The following is a 15,833-nucleotide window of genomic DNA, read 5'->3' on the forward strand; positions in this document are numbered from 1 at the left end:
ATACTTCTGAGGGTTAATCCTGGTGAGGGTAAGTAGGTATGGGTTTTAAAAATAAAACCGCCGTCATCTTCGGCGGCAGCGGCGCCATCGGCAGTTCAGTGGCGCACGCTCTGGCGCGTGAAGGGGCAGATGTGTACCTCGCCGCGCGTGACCACGCCAGGCTGGAGCTGGTCGCCAGCCGTATTCGCGCCGCGGGCGGTTCTGCCAGCACGTTTGTTTTCGATGCGCTCGAGGAGTCCTCGCTGCTCCCGGACCTTGCCCACATTGATATCGTCGTCAACGCCACGGGCTTTATGCACGATCAGGGTAAACGCCTTGAGGCTTTAACGCTCGACGAATTCCGTCAGGGTTTCGACCCTTTTCTGGCCGCGTACTTTAACATTGCGAAAGCCGTGTCTCCCCTTATGGGCGGCGAGCATGGCGGGACCATTATTACCGTCGTCGCCCCCGCCGCAAACATGGCGATGGCGGGCCACCTCGGGCATATCGTCGGCTGCGCGGGAACGGAAGCCTTTACCCGAGCGCTTGCGGCCGAGCTGGGGGCTCAAAATATTCGTGTGCTGTGTCTGCGCTCGCACGCGATAGCCGACGCGGTGCAGGCGGGTTCGTATGTGGGTGCCATTTTCGCCGCCAGGGCGCAGGCGATGGGTATTACGGTCGATCAGTTTCTTGGCGGCGCCGCACAAAGCACCCTGACGCACCGCCTGCCGACGCTGGCGCAGGTGGCAGACACGATTGCGTTTTTGGCTTCAGATGCGGCAAGCGCCATCTCGGGGACCGCCGTCAATATGACCGCGGGCGCAACCTAGCCTCTGCCCTCGCCCGCAATCCTCCCCACCATCGCCCGAATCTCCTCCCGGGATAGCGGCGTCCGGTCGGTCACGTAGTGCAGCGTCATCCCTTCGATAAACGCATCCAGCGCGCGGGTGGTGACCGGGTCGAACCACTGCTCCAGCGTGGTCTGGCTCATCTTCATCCAGTCCTGCATCACCGTTTTGAGCGCCGCGCTGCGGTGCATAAAAGCGTAAAGCTGATACATCAGCGCCATGTTGTGCGGCGTGGTCACCTGCGAGCTGTGGATGAGGGTAGTGATGGATTCGCACGCCATTTCCGGCCCGGTGACGCCCGCAAAGAAATCACGGTACTGCTGCGACATCTGGCGGGTAAACCACGTGAAGGCCTCCTCCAGCAGCGGCTCCATGCCGTCGAAATAGTAGGTCATCGACCCCAGCGGCACGCCCGCGCAGGTGGCGATTTTACGGTGCGTGACGGCGTGAATACCGTGTTCAGCAATGGTGTCGAGCGTCGCCTGCAGGATTTTCTCCCGGCGATGCGGATCGTTGGGTGGTCTGCTCATCAATTCCTCACCTGGTTTGTGTACAAATGTACACAAACTTGCTAGTGTTGTCGCTATTGTTGTACTTCTGGTGCTACCCCAATGACGCTGACCTCTCCCCGCAAAGCCCTGCAGCTCCGCATGTGGGCGCTGTTTATGTTCTTCTTTATTCCCGGCCTGCTGATGGCCTCCTGGGCCACGCGCACCCCCGCCATTCGCGATATTTTGTCCGTTTCTACCGCTGAGATGGGCATCGTGCTGTTCGGCCTGTCGATAGGCTCCATGAGCGGCATCCTCTGCTCCGCATGGCTGGTGAAGCGCTTCGGTACGCGGGCGGTGATCCGCACGACCATGTGCTTCGCGGCGTTCGGGATGATTGTGCTGAGCGTGGCGCTGTGGTTTGCCTCACCGGTACTGTTTGCGCTGGGATTGACGGTGTTTGGCGGCAGCTTCGGCTCGGCGGAAGTGGCGATAAACGTTGAAGGGGCGGCGGTCGAGCGCGAGATGAACAAAACCGTGCTGCCGATGATGCACGGCTTCTATAGCCTCGGCACGCTGGCCGGGGCGGGCGTGGGGATGGCGCTGACGGCCTTCGGCGTGAGCGCGAATCTGCATATCCTGCTGGCGGCGCTGGTGTGCATCATTCCGATTCTGACCGGCATCCGGGCGATCCCGGAGGGCACCGGCAAGAACGCCTCAGACGAACAGCATTCTGCTGAAAAAGGTCTGCCCTTCTACCGCGACTATCAGCTGATGCTGATTGGCGTGGTCGTGCTGGCGATGGCGTTTGCGGAAGGGTCCGCCAACGACTGGCTGCCTCTTCTGATGGTGGACGGTCACGGCTTTAGCCCGACCTCCGGCTCGCTGATCTACGCCGGGTTTACGCTGGGGATGACCGTCGGGCGCTTCACCGGCGGCTGGTTTATCGACCGCTACAGCCGCGTGGCGGTAGTGCGCGCTAGCGCCCTGCTCGGCGGGCTGGGTATCGCGATGATTATCTTTGTGGATGTGGACTGGATTGCCGGCGTCTCGGTGATCCTCTGGGGGCTGGGCGCGTCCCTCGGCTTCCCGCTGACCATATCTGCCGCCAGCGACACCGGCCCGGATGCCCCGACGCGCGTCAGCGTGGTGGCGACAACCGGCTATCTCGCTTTCCTGGTCGGGCCGCCCCTGCTCGGCTTCCTCGGCGAGCACTACGGGCTGCGCAGCGCCATGCTGGTGGTATTAGGGTTGGTGATCGTCGCGGCGCTGGTGGCGCGCGCGGTGGCAAAGCCGGAAACGAATCAAACGACACTGGAGAAGGGATATGAGCGTTAAACTGATCGCCGTCGACATGGATGGCACATTCCTGAGTGATGCCAAGACCTACAATCGCCCGCGCTTTCTGGCGCAGTACGCACGCATGAAGGCGCAAGGCATTCGCTTCGTGGTCGCCAGCGGCAACCAGTACTACCAGCTGATCTCCTTTTTCCCGGAGATTGCGCATGAAATTTCATTCGTCGCCGAAAACGGCGGCTGGGTCGTGAGTGAGGGTGAAGATGTCTTTAACGGCGAACTGTCGAAAGCCCATTTCGAGACCGTTGCGAACGTGTTAAACGACGTGCCGGGCATTGAGATTATCGCCTGCGGGAAAAGCAGCGCCTACACGCTGAAAGGCTATGAAGAGGGCTTTAAGGCTATCGCGGCGAAGTACTATCACCGTCTGGAAATGGTGAGTGATTTCGACAACCTTAACGATATTTTCTTCAAGTTCGGGCTCAACGTGTCTGATGATGAAATTCCGCGTATTCAGGCGCTTCTGCATGAACAACTCAGCGACATCATGGTGCCCGTCACCACCGGTCACGGCAGTATCGACCTGATTATCCCCGGCGTGCATAAGGCCAACGGCCTGCGGATCCTGCAGCAGCGCTGGGGGATAGAGAACAGCGACGTGGTGGCCTTCGGAGACAGCGGCAACGACGTGGAGATGCTGCGCCAGTCCGGGTTCAGCTTTGCGATGGCGAATGCCAGACCGCATATCAAAGCGGCGGCGCGCTTTGAAGCGCCGCATAATAACGATGAAGGCGTGCTGGATGTGATTGATAAGGTGCTGGATGGGGAGGCGCCGTTTAATTGACCGCGTGCGGTCTGGTGCCCTCTCCCCTCACCTGGCCCTCTCCCCAAAGGGGAGAGGGAATAAACAGGTTAAGGTTGCAGGGCGTTTCCGACGCGTTTGTCCTTCAGGAACACCACCATCAGGCCAACCCACAGCGCGCCGTTGGCGAGGTTAAACAGGCTGAACAGCCCGTTACCGCCCATCGCATAGGCATGCTTGCTCACTTCGATGCCGACGGTAAAAATCAGCATCTGCAGCATCCCCATCGCTGCTGACACCGTGCCTTTACTCATCTCGCTGGCAAACAGCGTCAGGCGCACCAGCCCGGCGTTCGCCACGCCAATCCCGAAGGCGTAAACGCTCAGCCCTGCCGTCATCCACAGGTAAGCATGTGATGACGCGACGGTCGCCACCGCCGCCAGAATCAGCCCTGCCGCAATCGGCCAGCCGCCCATGATAATCAGTGAAAGCACGGTGCGGCGTGACGTCAGACGAGCCAGCACCAGGTTCCCGATAATCAGCGCGCCAAAGATCGGCACCTGCAGCAGGCCGTACTCATAGCTGCTGAGCTTTTCGCCGCTAATGATGATGACCGGCGACTGGGCAATCCACGCCAGCAGCGGCAGGCTAACGAATCCGGTCGCCAGCGCGCCCGCCACAAAGCGGCCATTCTTCAGTACTTCTTTGTAATCCCGGCCCAGCTCTTTCAGCGAGAGTTTCTCACCGATGCGGGTGGCGGTTTCCGGCATCGCCCGGTGCAGGCCAAAGTACGCGATGGCGGCGAGAACCGCAAAGAGTACAAACATCCCTTCCCAGGGCGCCACATGCACCCACGCGGCGCCCACCAGCGGCCCGAGCAAGGGAGCGATCAGCGCCACATTTGCCATCAGCGCGGTAATTTTGATGCACACCGCCTCTTCAAACGACTCCTGAATGGCGGCATACCCCACGGCGCCGATAAAGCACAGGCTCACCCCCTGCAGGAAGCGCAGCAGGGTAAATTGTTCAATGTTTTGCGCCAGCAGCGTGGCAAGACAGGTGACGATAAACCACACCACGCCCGTCAGCATCACCGGACGACGGCCAATACGATCCGACAGCGGCCCTAACAGCCACTGCAAAAACATGCCGCCGGCCAGATAGGCGGTCATGGAGGTCGGTACCCACTCAATTCCCGCGTTGTACTGCGCCACAACGGTCAGCATACCGGGCTGGATCATATCGTTGCCGATATAGGTAGAGAATTCGTAGAGCACCAGACACAGGGGGAAAAGCAACGCCTGACGACCCAGACGTGAACCAGAAGAAGAACGGTTTAACATGCAATCTCTTTATAATGACAAAATCGCGACGAGTGTAATGAAATGCCGCAGCCCGAGATAGTGATTTATCGAGGATAAACAGAAATAAAGCACATATCGTCTTCGTTTAAGGTTTCCTTAATTTGACAGATTTATGATAGCCCCATTACTCGTCAACGACCCCAAATTATGGCACTCACCTCCAGCCGTTCAGAATTGTCTAAGTTACAGACAAATAAGACAAAACGACTTTACCGCTTACCGGCCCGCTTTTATGGTTATCAGCTTTTCATACTGATAGTCCTTGCCGTGGTGTTTACGTGGCTATCGCGCAATGAAGCGCTCGACAGATGGGTAACCGGCTTCTGGTATGACGCGGCGACGCAGAGCTTCCCGCTGCAGAAAGACCACCTGCTGGATCTGCTCAACCATCGTCTGGCGAAGTACATAGCCATCGCCTTAGGCGCCGTGGCGCTGTTTTACGGCGCTTACAAGCGTAACGCAAGGCTGGTTACGGCGGCGCTGCTGATGGGCGTTGGCGCGCTGGTGGTGGGCCTGTTGAAAAGCATGAGCCATCACAGCTGCCCGTGGGACCTGGTGGAATATGGCGGTAAGGCTGTCTCTTATCCCCTGTTCAGCGCCATCCCTGTAGACAGCGGTCCGGGGCGCTGTTTCCCCGGCGGTCATGCCTCTAGCGGCTTTATGGTGATGGGGCTATTTTTTGCCTTCTGGCGCGAGCGTCCGCGCCTCGCCTGGAGCTTCGTCGCGCTGGGCGTGGTGTTAGGTCTGGTGATGGGCTATGGCCAGATCATGCGCGGGGCGCATTTTTTCTCTCACAACCTGTGGGCTGGGTGGTGGGTCTGGTTTTCCCAGGTGGTGGTCTACGGCCTTGTTTCCACCCGGTTTGCTAAAGAGTGATAACGTTATGTTAGAGAATCTAAATTATCAGCTGTTTTATCTGATCAATGCCACCCCGGCCTCTCCCGAGTGGACGATCGATTTTGCCACCTTCCTGGCAAAAGATCTGATCGGTATCGTGCCTGCACTGGCTGCGATTCTCTGGCTGTGGGGACCCCGCAGCCAGGTAAAAGCGCAGCGCCAGCTGGTGATCAAAGTAGCGATGGCGCTGGGCGTGAGCGTTCTGGTGAGCTTCGTTCTGGGTCATGTTTTCCCGCACGCCCGTCCTTTTGTTGCACATGTGGGCTATACCTTCCTGCACCACGCGCCGGATGACTCGTTCCCGAGCGATCACGGGACGGTGATCTTCACCTTTGCGCTGGCGTTCCTGTTCTGGCATCGCCTGTGGTCTGGTGCGGTCCTGATGTTGGCGGCCCTGGCAATCGCCTGGTCTCGCGTTTACCTGGGCGTACACTGGCCGCTGGATATGGTGGGCGGTTTCCTGGTCGGGCTGATTGGCTGCGTGAGCGCGGCTATCCTGTGGAGCCTCTTCGGTGAAGCGCTCTACCGCACGCTATCATCACTCTATCGCGCCATTTTCGCTATCCCGATCCGCAAAGGCTGGATACGTGACTAACCCCAACCTGACAGGTTACACTTGAACCCCCGCCCTGCGGGGGTTCACTTTTTTTATCCCGAGGAACTATGGAAACACGTCGCGATGACCGCATTGCTCAGCTGCTACAGGCGCTGAAGCGCAGCGATAAGCTGCATCTTAAGGAAGCCGCCAACCTCCTCGGCGTCTCAGAGATGACCATTCGTCGGGATCTAAACAGCGAGAGCGCGCCCGTCGTGCTGCTGGGTGGATACATTGTGCTTGAGCCGCGTAGCGCCAGCCATTATCTGATCAGCGATCAGAAGACGCGCCTGGTGGAAGAGAAACGCAAAGCCGCGCGGCTTGCGGCCTCGCTGGTACAGCCGCACCAGACGCTGTTTTTTGACTGCGGTACCACTACGCCGTGGATTATCGAAGCCATCGACAGCAGCATTCCTTTTACCGCCGTGTGCTACTCCCTGAACACCTTTCTGGCGCTTCAGGAGAAACCCGAGTGCCGGGTGATCCTCTGCGGCGGTGAGTTTCACGCCAGCAACGCGATCTTTAAGCCGCTCAACCTGCAGGACACGCTCAGCAATCTCTGCCCGGATATCGCGTTTTATTCCGCCGCCGGCGTCAACGTGCGCCAGGGGGCGACCTGCTTTAACCTGGAGGAGCTGCCGGTAAAGCACTGGGCGTTGAGCGCCGCGCAGTACCATGTGCTGGTGGTCGATCACAGCAAGTTTGGTAAGGTACGTTCGGCAAGAATGGGCGAGCTGGCGCAGTTCGATGCCATCGTCAGCGACTGCCGCCCGGACGACGAGATTGTGGCCCACGCGAAGGCGCAGCAGGTGAAGTTGATGTATTAAGAGGGGTGTGGTCTGATGCCCTCACCCCAGCCCTCTCCCACAGGGAGAGGGAGAAAACCCATCGAGTTTAGCTAAACCAGCTGCCAAACCACCCGTGGAATTTCATCATCACGAAATCCCACATCCGGCTGAAGAAGCCGCCCTCTTCAACTGCTTCCATCACAATCAGCGGACGCTGTTCAATCGACTTGCCGTTAAGCTGGAAATCAATCGTCCCGACCACCTGGCCTTTTTTCAGCGGTGCGGTGAGCTGTGGGTCGGTCAGGGTGTAGCTGGCCTTCAGGTTTTTCAGCTGGCCGCGCGGAATGGTCACCGAGCCCGCCTCACCCGCGCCCAGGTTCACTTCGCTCTTGTCACCAAACCAGACGCGCTGGCTGACGAACGTGGCATCCGGCTTAATCGGCGTCACGGTTTCATAGAAGCGGAAGCCCCAGGTCAGCAGTTTTTCTGATTCATTAAAGCGAATGCGGTCGGTTTTGGTGCCAAGCACCACCGAAATCAGGCGCATGTCGCCCTGGGTCGCGGAGGCCACCAGGTTGTAGCCTGCACCCGCCGTGGTGCCGGTTTTCATCCCGTCCACGTTGACGTTGCTGCTCCACAGCAGGCGGTTGCGGTTCGGCTGGCGAATTTTGTTGAAGGTAAACTCTTTCTCTTTGTGGATGGCGTATTCATCCGGCACGTCGTGGATCAGCGCTTTCCCCAGCAGCGCCATGTCGCGCGCGGTGCTGAACTGTCCCGGCGAATCCAGACCGTGAACCGTTTTGAACGTGGTGTTGGTTAAGCCCAACTTCTGCGCGTAGCCATTCATCAAGCCAATGAAAGAATCCTGGCTGCCGGCAACGTAATCGGCCAGCGCGATGCACGCATCATTTCCCGACTGAATAATTACCCCTTTGTTCAGATCGGAAACGGAGACCTGATCGCCCGGCTTCAGGAACATCACGGAAGAACCCCGCAGCGCCGGGTTGCCGGTCGCCCAGGCATCTTTCCCGATGGTGACCATATCGTCCAGCTTGATCTTGCCCGCTTTCAGCGCCTGGCCCACCACGTAGCTGGTCATGATTTTGGTCAGGCTTGCCGGATCGAGTTTCTCATCCGCATTCCCTTCCGCCAGCACTTTACCGCTGGAATAATCCATCAGGATCCAGGCGCGCGCATCCACTGGCGGCGCTTCGGGCGCAGCCTGTTCAGCTGCATAGAGAGTTGGTGCAAACAGGAAAAGGAGCGCAGAGCCTGTCGCAAGGCTGCGCAGAGAAGTCATTTTACGCGTCATAAATGCCACCCGAGTGTCCATTCAAAAATTACGTCACATCACCGTGTCGCAAGAAGCGATGAGTAATAGCGCACTAAAACGGTTAAAGAAACCCAACGAGGGTAAAGTTATTAAAGTTTATGCAATAACATTCAGATACGCTTTGATTCAGACGATTTTTTTGTCTTCTGTTGCGTAATTGTTAGGTTTATCTCACCATGGCGAAAGCTGACCCGGATTCACATCTCATCAGGAGTAAATATGATTACGCTTTGGGGCAGGAACAACTCGACCAACGTTAAGAAAGTGCTCTGGACGCTCGAGGAGCTGGATTTACCGTTCAATCAAATCATGGCTGGCATGTCGTTCGGCGTAAACAAAGAGGCCGATTATCTGGCCATGAACCCGAACGGCCTGGTGCCGCTGCTGCGCGATGATGAAACAGACGCGACGCTTTGGGAGTCCAACACCATTGTCCGTTACCTCGCCGCCCAGTACGGTCAGGGCCGCCTGTGGGTTGAAAACCCGGCCCGTCGTGCTCAGGGCGAAAAGTGGATGGACTGGGCGAACCAGACGCTGTCCCCGACCCACCGCGTGATCCTGATGGGGCTTATCCGCACGCCGGAAGCAGAACGCGACTATCCCGCTATTCATGCCGCCCAGGACGCCTGCGACAATCTGTTCGCGATGATGGATGACGAGCTGGCGAAGCACGCCTGGTTCTCCGGCGAGGCGTTCGGCACAGGCGATATCGCCGTGGCGCCGTTCGTCTGGAACCTGACCAACATGGGTCTGAAGTGGACGCCGCGCCCTCACCTTGAGCGCTGGCTTAAACAGTTGAGCGATCGCCCTGCTTACCGCAACGTCGTGATGATCCCGGTCACCTGATTACGCGCCGGACGGGCTGACTTTCAACAGCTGCCCGTCCGTCTCGTCGGTCAGGACATACAGATACCCGTCCGGCCCCACCCGCACATCGCGAATACGTTGATCCCGGTCGCCCAGAATGCGCCCGTCCTCCGTCACCTTGTTGCCCTCCACGCTCAGCACGATCACGTCCTTCTCCTTCAGCGCCCCGATAAACAGCTTGTTTTTCCACTGCGGGAAAACGTCGCTGTTGTAAAATGCCATGCCGCTCACCGCGGGTGAGACTTTCCAGACAAACAGCGGCTTCTCTGTGCCCTCAACGTGCTCGCCTTTGGCTTCAGGAATTTTCAGACCGCTGTAGTTAATGCCATGCGTCGCCAGCGGCCAGCCGTAGTTCTTTCCTTTCTCCGGGATGTTGATCTCATCCCCGCCGCGCGGGCCGTGCTCGTTCAGCCACAGCGTGTCGCTCCAGGGATTCATCGCCATCCCCTGCGGGTTGCGAATGCCGTAAGACCAGATTTCGGGTCGCGCGCCGGGGGTATTCACAAAGGGGTTATCCGGCGGGACTTTCCCGTCTTCGGTGAGGCGCACCACCTTACCCTGCAATTTATCCAGATCCTGCGCCGTCGGACGCTGATTGTTCTCGCCGAGTCCAATAAAGAGAGAGCCTTTACCGTCGAACACCAATCGCCCGCCAAAATGGTTGCCGGTTGAGAGTTTTGGCATCTGGCGGAACGCCACCTGGAATCCCTCGATGCGGGAATAGTCGTCGCTCAGGCGGCCATAGCCCACCGCCGTTCCGGCTTTACCATCATGTCCGGCCTCGGCGTAGCTCAGCCAGACGCGGCGCGACTTTTCAAAATCCGGCGCCAATACCACATCCAGCAATCCTCCCTGACCGTTTGCCCAGACCTTCGGTACGCCGACAATCGGATCGGAAAGCCCTTTCCCGGCCTGCCAGCGTTTGAGCTGACCGCCCTTCAGGGTCACCAGCAGCCCGTCATTATCCGGCAGAAACGCCAGGGACCAGGGATGATCGAGTCTGTTTTGCAGCACCTCGACCTTGACCGCCTCCGGCGCAGCAAGAAGTGAAAACGAAATGAATAACGCAGGCAGGGAAATCAGCGAGGATCGAGGCATAACGCGCTCCTTTATCGGCATATGGCATAAAGATTAGCCACTGCGTCCGGGCGCGTTACCACTTTTACAAAGCTTAATCAGAAGGGGGAGTTGCCTCCCCCGGGATCAGTGCTGTTCAAGCTGTTTGTGCTCGTTCAGGCACATGATGCATAGAGAGAGCGTTGTCAGGCAGTTTTCAAGCTTCTCCGCGTTAACAGCGATAAAGTTCGGGCAGTCGTGGCGTCCGTTCATCAGACACACCCCTGCAATGGAGAGCACCTCGGCGGCGCGGCGCAGCGCGATTTCTTCACTTTCGCCGCCGTTCGCCTTCAGGGTCGGTGCTTTTTCACGCATGAAATTACACAGTTCAAACAGGTTATCACGCAGATGTTCGCTTTCGCTGACTGACATATACCCTTTTGCCTTCCTCAACTGCAGGTACGCGGCCAGGTCGATTCGGGCGTTGATCAGCTTGTTCAGCAGATCGCGTTTAAGTCTGTCAACGGTCATGCTCTTTCCTCCTCTGTCAGCCATGGTGCATAGTCAGGATAAGTTCATTTTTTGTACAGTTTAATGCCTGGGATCAATTTTTATTAACTGATTAACATTATTTACAATGTTACAACCTCTGCCCGACGCATCAGCCTTGCAAAGAGTGTATAAATCCCCCGCGATACGCTGTAAAATCCCGCCCTGATAACTCCATAATTGATGAATTTTTAACCTATGAGCAATGTTACGCACCAGCCGAAAATCGGCTTCGTCTCCCTGGGCTGCCCGAAAAACCTGGTGGATTCAGAACGCATCCTGACCGAACTGCGCACCGAGGGCTATGACGTGGTGCCAAGCTACGACAACGCCGATATGGTGATCGTAAACACCTGCGGGTTTATCGACAGTGCGGTCCAGGAGTCTCTGGAAGCCATTGGTGAAGCGCTGACCGAAAACGGCAAAGTGATCGTGACCGGCTGTCTGGGCGCGAAAGAAGACCAGATCCGCGAAGTGCACCCGAAGGTGCTGGAGATCACCGGCCCGCACAGCTACGAGCAAGTGCTGCAACATGTTCATCACTACGTGCCAAAACCAAAGCACAACCCGTTCCTGAGCCTGGTGCCAGAGCAGGGCGTGAAGCTGACGCCGCGCCACTACGCGTACCTGAAAATTTCCGAAGGCTGCAACCATCGCTGCACCTTCTGCATCATCCCGTCAATGCGTGGCGATCTGGTGAGCCGTCCGATTGGCGAAGTGCTGGCTGAAGCCAAACGTCTGGCCGACGCGGGCGTGAAGGAGCTGCTGGTCATCTCCCAGGATACCTCTGCCTACGGCGTGGACGTGAAGCACCGCTCCGGTTTCCACAACGGCGAGCCGGTGAAAACCAGCATGGTGGGCCTGTGCGAGCAGCTGTCCAAACTCGGTATCTGGACGCGTCTGCACTACGTCTACCCGTACCCGCACGTTGACGACGTGATCCCGCTGATGGCGGAAGGCAAAATTCTGCCTTACCTGGACATCCCGCTGCAGCACGCCAGCCCGCGCATTCTGAAGCTGATGAAGCGTCCTGGCTCCGTTGATCGCCAGCTGGCGCGCATCAAGCAGTGGCGTGAGATCTGCCCGGATCTGACCCTGCGCTCCACCTTCATCGTCGGCTTCCCGGGTGAAACCGAAGAAGACTTCCAGATGCTGCTCGACTTCCTGAAAGAAGCGCGTCTGGACCGTGTCGGCTGCTTCAAGTACAGCCCGGTTGAAGGCGCAACCGCCAACGAGCTGGCGGACCAGGTGCCGGAAGAGGTGAAAGAGGAGCGCTGGAACCGCTTCATGCAGCTGCAGCAGCAGATTTCTGCCGAGCGTCTGCAGGAAAAAGTGGGCCGCGAGATCATGGTTATCATCGACGAAGTGGATGAAGAAGGCGCGATTGGCCGCAGCATGGCGGACGCCCCTGAAATCGACGGTGCGGTGTACCTGAACGGCGAAACCAACGTTAAGCCGGGTGATATTATTCGCGTGAAGGTTGAAAACGCTGACGAGTATGACCTGTGGGGTAGCCGGGTTTAATCCTGTTTTAGGCCGGGTAAGGCGTAGCCGCCACCCGGCACATTTCACTGCACTACCCCTTTATCCTCGGATCCAGCGCGTCGCGCAGCCCGTCACCTAACAGGTTAAACGCCAGCACGGTCAGGAAAATCGCCAGACTCGGAAAGATCGCCACGTGCGGCGCAATCACCATATCCGCCCTCGCCTCGTTCAGCATCGCGCCCCACTCCGGCGTCGGAGGCTGCGCCCCTAACCCCAGAAACGACAGGCTGGCCGCCGAGATAATCGACACGCCGATACGCATGGTGAAATAGACCACGATGGACGACACCGTCCCCGGCAGAATATGGCTGAAGAGGATGGTCGCATCGCTGGCCCCCATACTGCGGGCCGACTCGATAAAGGTTTGCTGCTTCAGCACCAGCGTGTTGCCGCGCACCAGACGGGCAAAGGCCGGAATCGAAAACACCGCGACCGCGATGATGACGTTGGCCATGCCGCTGCCCATGATCGCCACCACGGCAATTGCCAGCAAAATGCCGGGGAAGGCAAACAGCACGTCGCAGATGCGCATGATGATGCGATCCCACCAGCCTTCGTAATACCCGGCAACGAGCCCCAGCACGGTACCGATGGCCGCGCCGATCAGCACCGCGAACACCCCGGCGGCAAGCGAGATCTGCGCCCCCACCAGCACGCGGCTAAAGATATCGCGCCCGAGAGAGTCCACGCCGAACCAGTGCAGCATCGACGGTCCGTCGTTCAGACGGTCGTAGTCAAAATAGTTTTCCGCATCAAACGGCGCCACCCACGGCGCAATTACCGCCACCGCAATCAGCAGTAGCACAAACAGCCCTGCGGCCATCGCGACCGGCTGACGGCGGAAACGCCGCCAGAATTCAGACCACGGGGTGCGGACGTGGTCCGGCTTTAGCCCCGGCATGGCGTTTAAAACGGCCTGACGTCGCCAGTTCAACAATCGCATCTTACTTATACCTGATGGCCGGGTTAATGGCGGCATAGAGCACGTCCACCACTAAGTTGATAAGAATAAACTCCAGCGAGAAAAGCAGGACTTCCGCCTGAATCACCGGGTAGTCGCGCATCTCGACGGAATCGACCAGCAGACGACCCAGCCCCGGCCAGTTAAAGACCTTTTCTACCACGATAGAGCCGCCCAGCAGGAAGCCAAACTGAAGCCCCATCATCGTCACGACCGGGATCATCGCATTGCGGAACCCGTGCTTGAGAATGACCCACTTCTCGCTGACCCCTTTTGCCCGCGCGGTGCGAATATAATCTTCGCTCAGCACGTCAACGAACGAGGCGCGGGTAAAGCGAGCCATTACCGCCGAAACGGCAGCCCCCAGCGTCATGGAAGGCAGGATGTAATGCTTCCAGGTATCGGCCCCGACGGTCGGCAGCCAGCCCAGCTCAACGGAGAAGATCTGCATCAGCAGCATCCCCAGCGCGAACGCCGGGAAAGAGATGCCGGTCACCGCCAGCGCCATGCCGAGCTTGTCCGGCCAGCGGTTGCGCCAGACGGACGCCACAATCCCGGCGCCAAGTCCGAACACCACGGCCCAGCTCATGCTGGCTATCGTTAACCAGAACGTAGGCATAAAGCGGGTGGCGATCTCCTCCGACACCGGACGACGCGACACCATCGAGATACCAAAGTCACCCTGAAGAACGTTGCCAATATAGTGCAGAAACTGTACATACAGAGGCTGGTCAAGACCCAGCTGTTTACGCACCAGCTCAATGACCGCGGCATCCGCTTCGGGCCCGGCAACCAGACGCGCCGGATCGCCCGGCAGCATATGGACAAACAAAAACACCAGCACCGCCACAATCAGCAGCGTCGGAATAAGCCCCAGCAGGCGTTTACAAACATAATTCAGCATGGGCGTTATTTTAAATCCGCATCGTCAAAGCTAAAGCCCGTGTCCGGCATGATATAGAACGCGGTCAACGCTTTGTTATGGGCTGACACCAGTTTCTCCACCACCAGCGGCACCCACGGTGACTCTTTCCAGATGATGTCCTGCGCGTCCTTGTAAAGGCGAGCTTTCTCCTCCGGCCTGGTGGTTTTCAGGGCATCGGCAAGGTCTTTGTCCACCTGCGGGTTGCTGTAGAACGCGGTATTGAACAGGGTTGGCGGCCAGTTCTGCGAGGCAAACAGCGGCGACAGCGCCCAGTCGGCTTCACCGGTCGAGGCGGACCAGCCGGTGTAGAACATCCGCACGCCGCTCTCTTTCTGCCCTTTCCCCTCCACTTCTGCCGCACGCTGTCCGGCATCCATCGCGGTCACCTGCGCCTTAATGCCGACCTGCGCCAGCTGCTGCTGGGTAAACTGCAGCACCTTCTGGGCGGTACTGTGATTATGCGACGACCACAGCGTGGTGCTGAACCCGTTCGGGAAGCCCGCCTCTTTCAGAAGCTCTCGCGCTTTGGCCGGATCGTACGGCCACGGCTGATAGCTTTGCGCATAGGCGATAGCCGGCGGCAGCACGCCGGTGGCCGGGGTGGCATAGCCCGCAAAAGCGACCTTCACCAGCGCCTGGCGGTTAATGGCGTAGTTAATGGCTTCACGCACCTTCGGGTTATCGAATGGCTTTTGCGTAACGTTCATGCTGATGTAGCGCTGCATGATCGACGGGCTGGCGACCAGCTCCAGCTTGCTGTTTTTCTCCAGAATGGCTGCCTGCTCGTAAGGCACAGGGAAGGCAAACTGCGCCTCGCCGGTTTGCAGCATGGCCGCGCGGGTGTTGTTATCCACTACCGGGCGCCAGGTGATGGTGTCCAGCTTCGGCAGCCCTTTTTGCCAGTATCCCGGGTATTTCTTCACCTTCACAAAATCGGTTTGATTCCAGGTGACCAGCTCATACGGGCCGGTACCGACCGGGTGGAAGCCGATCTCCTTGCCGTATTTCTTCAGCGCGGCAGGGGAAATCATCGCCGTCGCCGGATGCGCCAGAATATTGATAAACGCGGAAAACGGCTCTTTCAGGGTGATTTTTACCGTCGCCGGGTCGACCACCTCGGTTTTGGCGATATTTTTATACAGGTTATAGCGCTTGAGGCTATTGTCCGGATTGCTGGCGCGATCGAGGTTAACCTTCACCGCCTCCGCATTAAAGTCAGTGCCGTCCTGGAACTTCACCCCGGTTTTGAGCTTAATGGTGTACACCAGCCCGTCATCTGAAACGGTGTACCCCTCCGCCAGCACGTTTTTGAGCTTCATCTCTTTATCCAGGCCAAACAGGCCCTGGTAGAACGATTTCGCCACCGCCTGTGAGAGCGTGTCGTTAGCGTCATACGGATCCAGCGTGGTGAAGTTAGAGCCGACGGCGACCACCACATCTTTGGCAGCGAACGCGGGGGCAGCGGCCAGGGCTGCCGTCACGCTCGCGGCTAACAACCATCTACGCGCTACAAATGTAACCATTGTGTTCTCCTGCCTGT

16 protein-coding genes are annotated in these 15,833 nt (G+C 58.3%); 8 read left to right on the forward strand and 8 right to left on the reverse strand.

All coding sequences use genetic code 11. The features are described from left to right. The first annotated feature begins 38 nt into the window (after window positions 1–38). Complete coding sequence (locus RVY89_RS11870) at window positions 39–809, forward strand: SDR family NAD(P)-dependent oxidoreductase (protein WP_484825413.1); 771 nt, start codon at window positions 39–41, stop codon at window positions 807–809. Here the strand turns inward: RVY89_RS11870 and RVY89_RS11875 are convergent. After that, window positions 806–1,357 (reverse strand): TetR/AcrR family transcriptional regulator, encoded by a 552-nt coding sequence (locus tag RVY89_RS11875; RefSeq protein WP_024908670.1) that lies wholly within the window; start codon window positions 1,355–1,357, stop codon window positions 806–808. The genes RVY89_RS11870 and RVY89_RS11875 overlap by 4 nt on opposite strands. A gap of 81 nt (window positions 1,358–1,438) precedes the next feature. Between RVY89_RS11875 and RVY89_RS11880 the strand changes: the two genes are divergently transcribed. Beyond that, window positions 1,439–2,653, forward strand: a complete 1,215-nt coding sequence (locus RVY89_RS11880; protein ID WP_484825414.1) for an MFS transporter — start codon at window positions 1,439–1,441, stop codon at window positions 2,651–2,653. Continuing rightward, window positions 2,643–3,455: a Cof-type HAD-IIB family hydrolase gene (locus RVY89_RS11885; RefSeq protein WP_484825415.1), complete on the forward strand. Its 813-nt coding sequence runs from the start codon at window positions 2,643–2,645 to the stop codon at window positions 3,453–3,455. The genes RVY89_RS11880 and RVY89_RS11885 overlap by 11 nt, the downstream gene beginning before the upstream one ends. Before the next feature lie 68 nt (window positions 3,456–3,523). On the opposite strand, the gene RVY89_RS11890 is transcribed toward RVY89_RS11885, so the two are convergent. After that, window positions 3,524–4,756 (reverse strand): MdfA family multidrug efflux MFS transporter, encoded by a 1,233-nt coding sequence (locus tag RVY89_RS11890; protein WP_484825416.1) that lies wholly within the window; start codon window positions 4,754–4,756, stop codon window positions 3,524–3,526. A 168-nt stretch (window positions 4,757–4,924) separates the two neighbouring features. On the opposite strand from RVY89_RS11890, the gene RVY89_RS11895 reads away from it, so the two are divergent. The 3 genes from RVY89_RS11895 to deoR all read left to right on the forward strand — a co-directional run bounded on the left by RVY89_RS11895 (window position 4,925) and on the right by deoR (window position 7,096). Further along, on the forward strand, window positions 4,925–5,653 hold the full coding sequence (locus tag RVY89_RS11895) for a phosphatase PAP2 family protein (protein WP_484825417.1): 729 nt from the start codon (window positions 4,925–4,927) through the stop codon (window positions 5,651–5,653). 7 nt (window positions 5,654–5,660) lie between these two features. Beyond that, window positions 5,661–6,269: an undecaprenyl-diphosphate phosphatase gene (ybjG, locus tag RVY89_RS11900; protein ID WP_484825418.1), complete on the forward strand. Its 609-nt coding sequence runs from the start codon at window positions 5,661–5,663 to the stop codon at window positions 6,267–6,269. Between the two features lie 68 nt (window positions 6,270–6,337). Then, on the forward strand, window positions 6,338–7,096 hold the full coding sequence (gene deoR, locus RVY89_RS11905) for a DNA-binding transcriptional repressor DeoR (RefSeq protein ID WP_008503427.1): 759 nt from the start codon (window positions 6,338–6,340) through the stop codon (window positions 7,094–7,096). A gap of 67 nt (window positions 7,097–7,163) precedes the next feature. On the opposite strand, the gene dacC is transcribed toward deoR, so the two are convergent. Continuing rightward, the gene (gene dacC / locus RVY89_RS11910) at window positions 7,164–8,369 is read right to left on the reverse strand and encodes a serine-type D-Ala-D-Ala carboxypeptidase (protein ID WP_047653218.1); all 1,206 of its coding nucleotides are present in this window, start codon (window positions 8,367–8,369) and stop codon (window positions 7,164–7,166) included. A 240-nt stretch (window positions 8,370–8,609) separates the two neighbouring features. Here dacC and RVY89_RS11915 point away from each other — a divergent pair, with 240 nt between their 5' ends. Beyond that, a complete protein-coding gene (locus RVY89_RS11915; protein ID WP_484825419.1) occupies window positions 8,610–9,236 on the forward strand; it encodes a glutathione S-transferase family protein in 627 nt (208 codons plus the stop codon). On the opposite strand, the gene RVY89_RS11920 is transcribed toward RVY89_RS11915, so the two are convergent. Next, window positions 9,237–10,355 carry a PQQ-dependent sugar dehydrogenase gene (locus RVY89_RS11920; protein ID WP_484825420.1) on the reverse strand — a complete coding sequence of 373 codons (1,119 nt, stop codon included), beginning with the start codon at window positions 10,353–10,355 and terminating at the stop codon, window positions 9,237–9,239. It abuts the gene before it with no gap. Between the two features lie 105 nt (window positions 10,356–10,460). Continuing rightward, window positions 10,461–10,844 carry a biofilm formation regulator BssR gene (gene bssR, locus RVY89_RS11925; RefSeq protein ID WP_024908680.1) on the reverse strand — a complete coding sequence of 128 codons (384 nt, stop codon included), beginning with the start codon at window positions 10,842–10,844 and terminating at the stop codon, window positions 10,461–10,463. Window positions 10,845–11,060: 216 nt separating this feature from the next. Between bssR and rimO the strand changes: the two genes are divergently transcribed. Next, the gene (gene rimO, locus RVY89_RS11930; protein ID WP_008501203.1) at window positions 11,061–12,386 is read left to right on the forward strand and encodes a 30S ribosomal protein S12 methylthiotransferase RimO; all 1,326 of its coding nucleotides are present in this window, start codon (window positions 11,061–11,063) and stop codon (window positions 12,384–12,386) included. 52 nt (window positions 12,387–12,438) lie between these two features. Here rimO and gsiD read toward each other — a convergent pair whose 3' ends face one another. The 3 genes from gsiD to gsiB are packed head-to-tail and all read right to left on the reverse strand — an operon-like array spanning window position 12,439 to window position 15,816. Then, a complete protein-coding gene (gene gsiD / locus RVY89_RS11935; RefSeq protein ID WP_484825421.1) occupies window positions 12,439–13,350 on the reverse strand; it encodes a glutathione ABC transporter permease GsiD in 912 nt (303 codons plus the stop codon). A gap of 1 nt (window position 13,351) precedes the next feature. Beyond that, window positions 13,352–14,272 (reverse strand): glutathione ABC transporter permease GsiC, encoded by a 921-nt coding sequence (gene gsiC, locus RVY89_RS11940; protein ID WP_484825422.1) that lies wholly within the window; start codon window positions 14,270–14,272, stop codon window positions 13,352–13,354. 5 nt (window positions 14,273–14,277) lie between these two features. Next, window positions 14,278–15,816, reverse strand: coding sequence for a glutathione ABC transporter substrate-binding protein GsiB (gene gsiB, locus RVY89_RS11945; RefSeq protein WP_484825423.1), 1,539 nt, complete (start codon window positions 15,814–15,816; stop codon window positions 14,278–14,280). Window positions 15,817–15,833: the final 17 nt, after the last annotated feature.

The organism is Enterobacter sp. 3U4 (genome assembly GCF_057224565.1).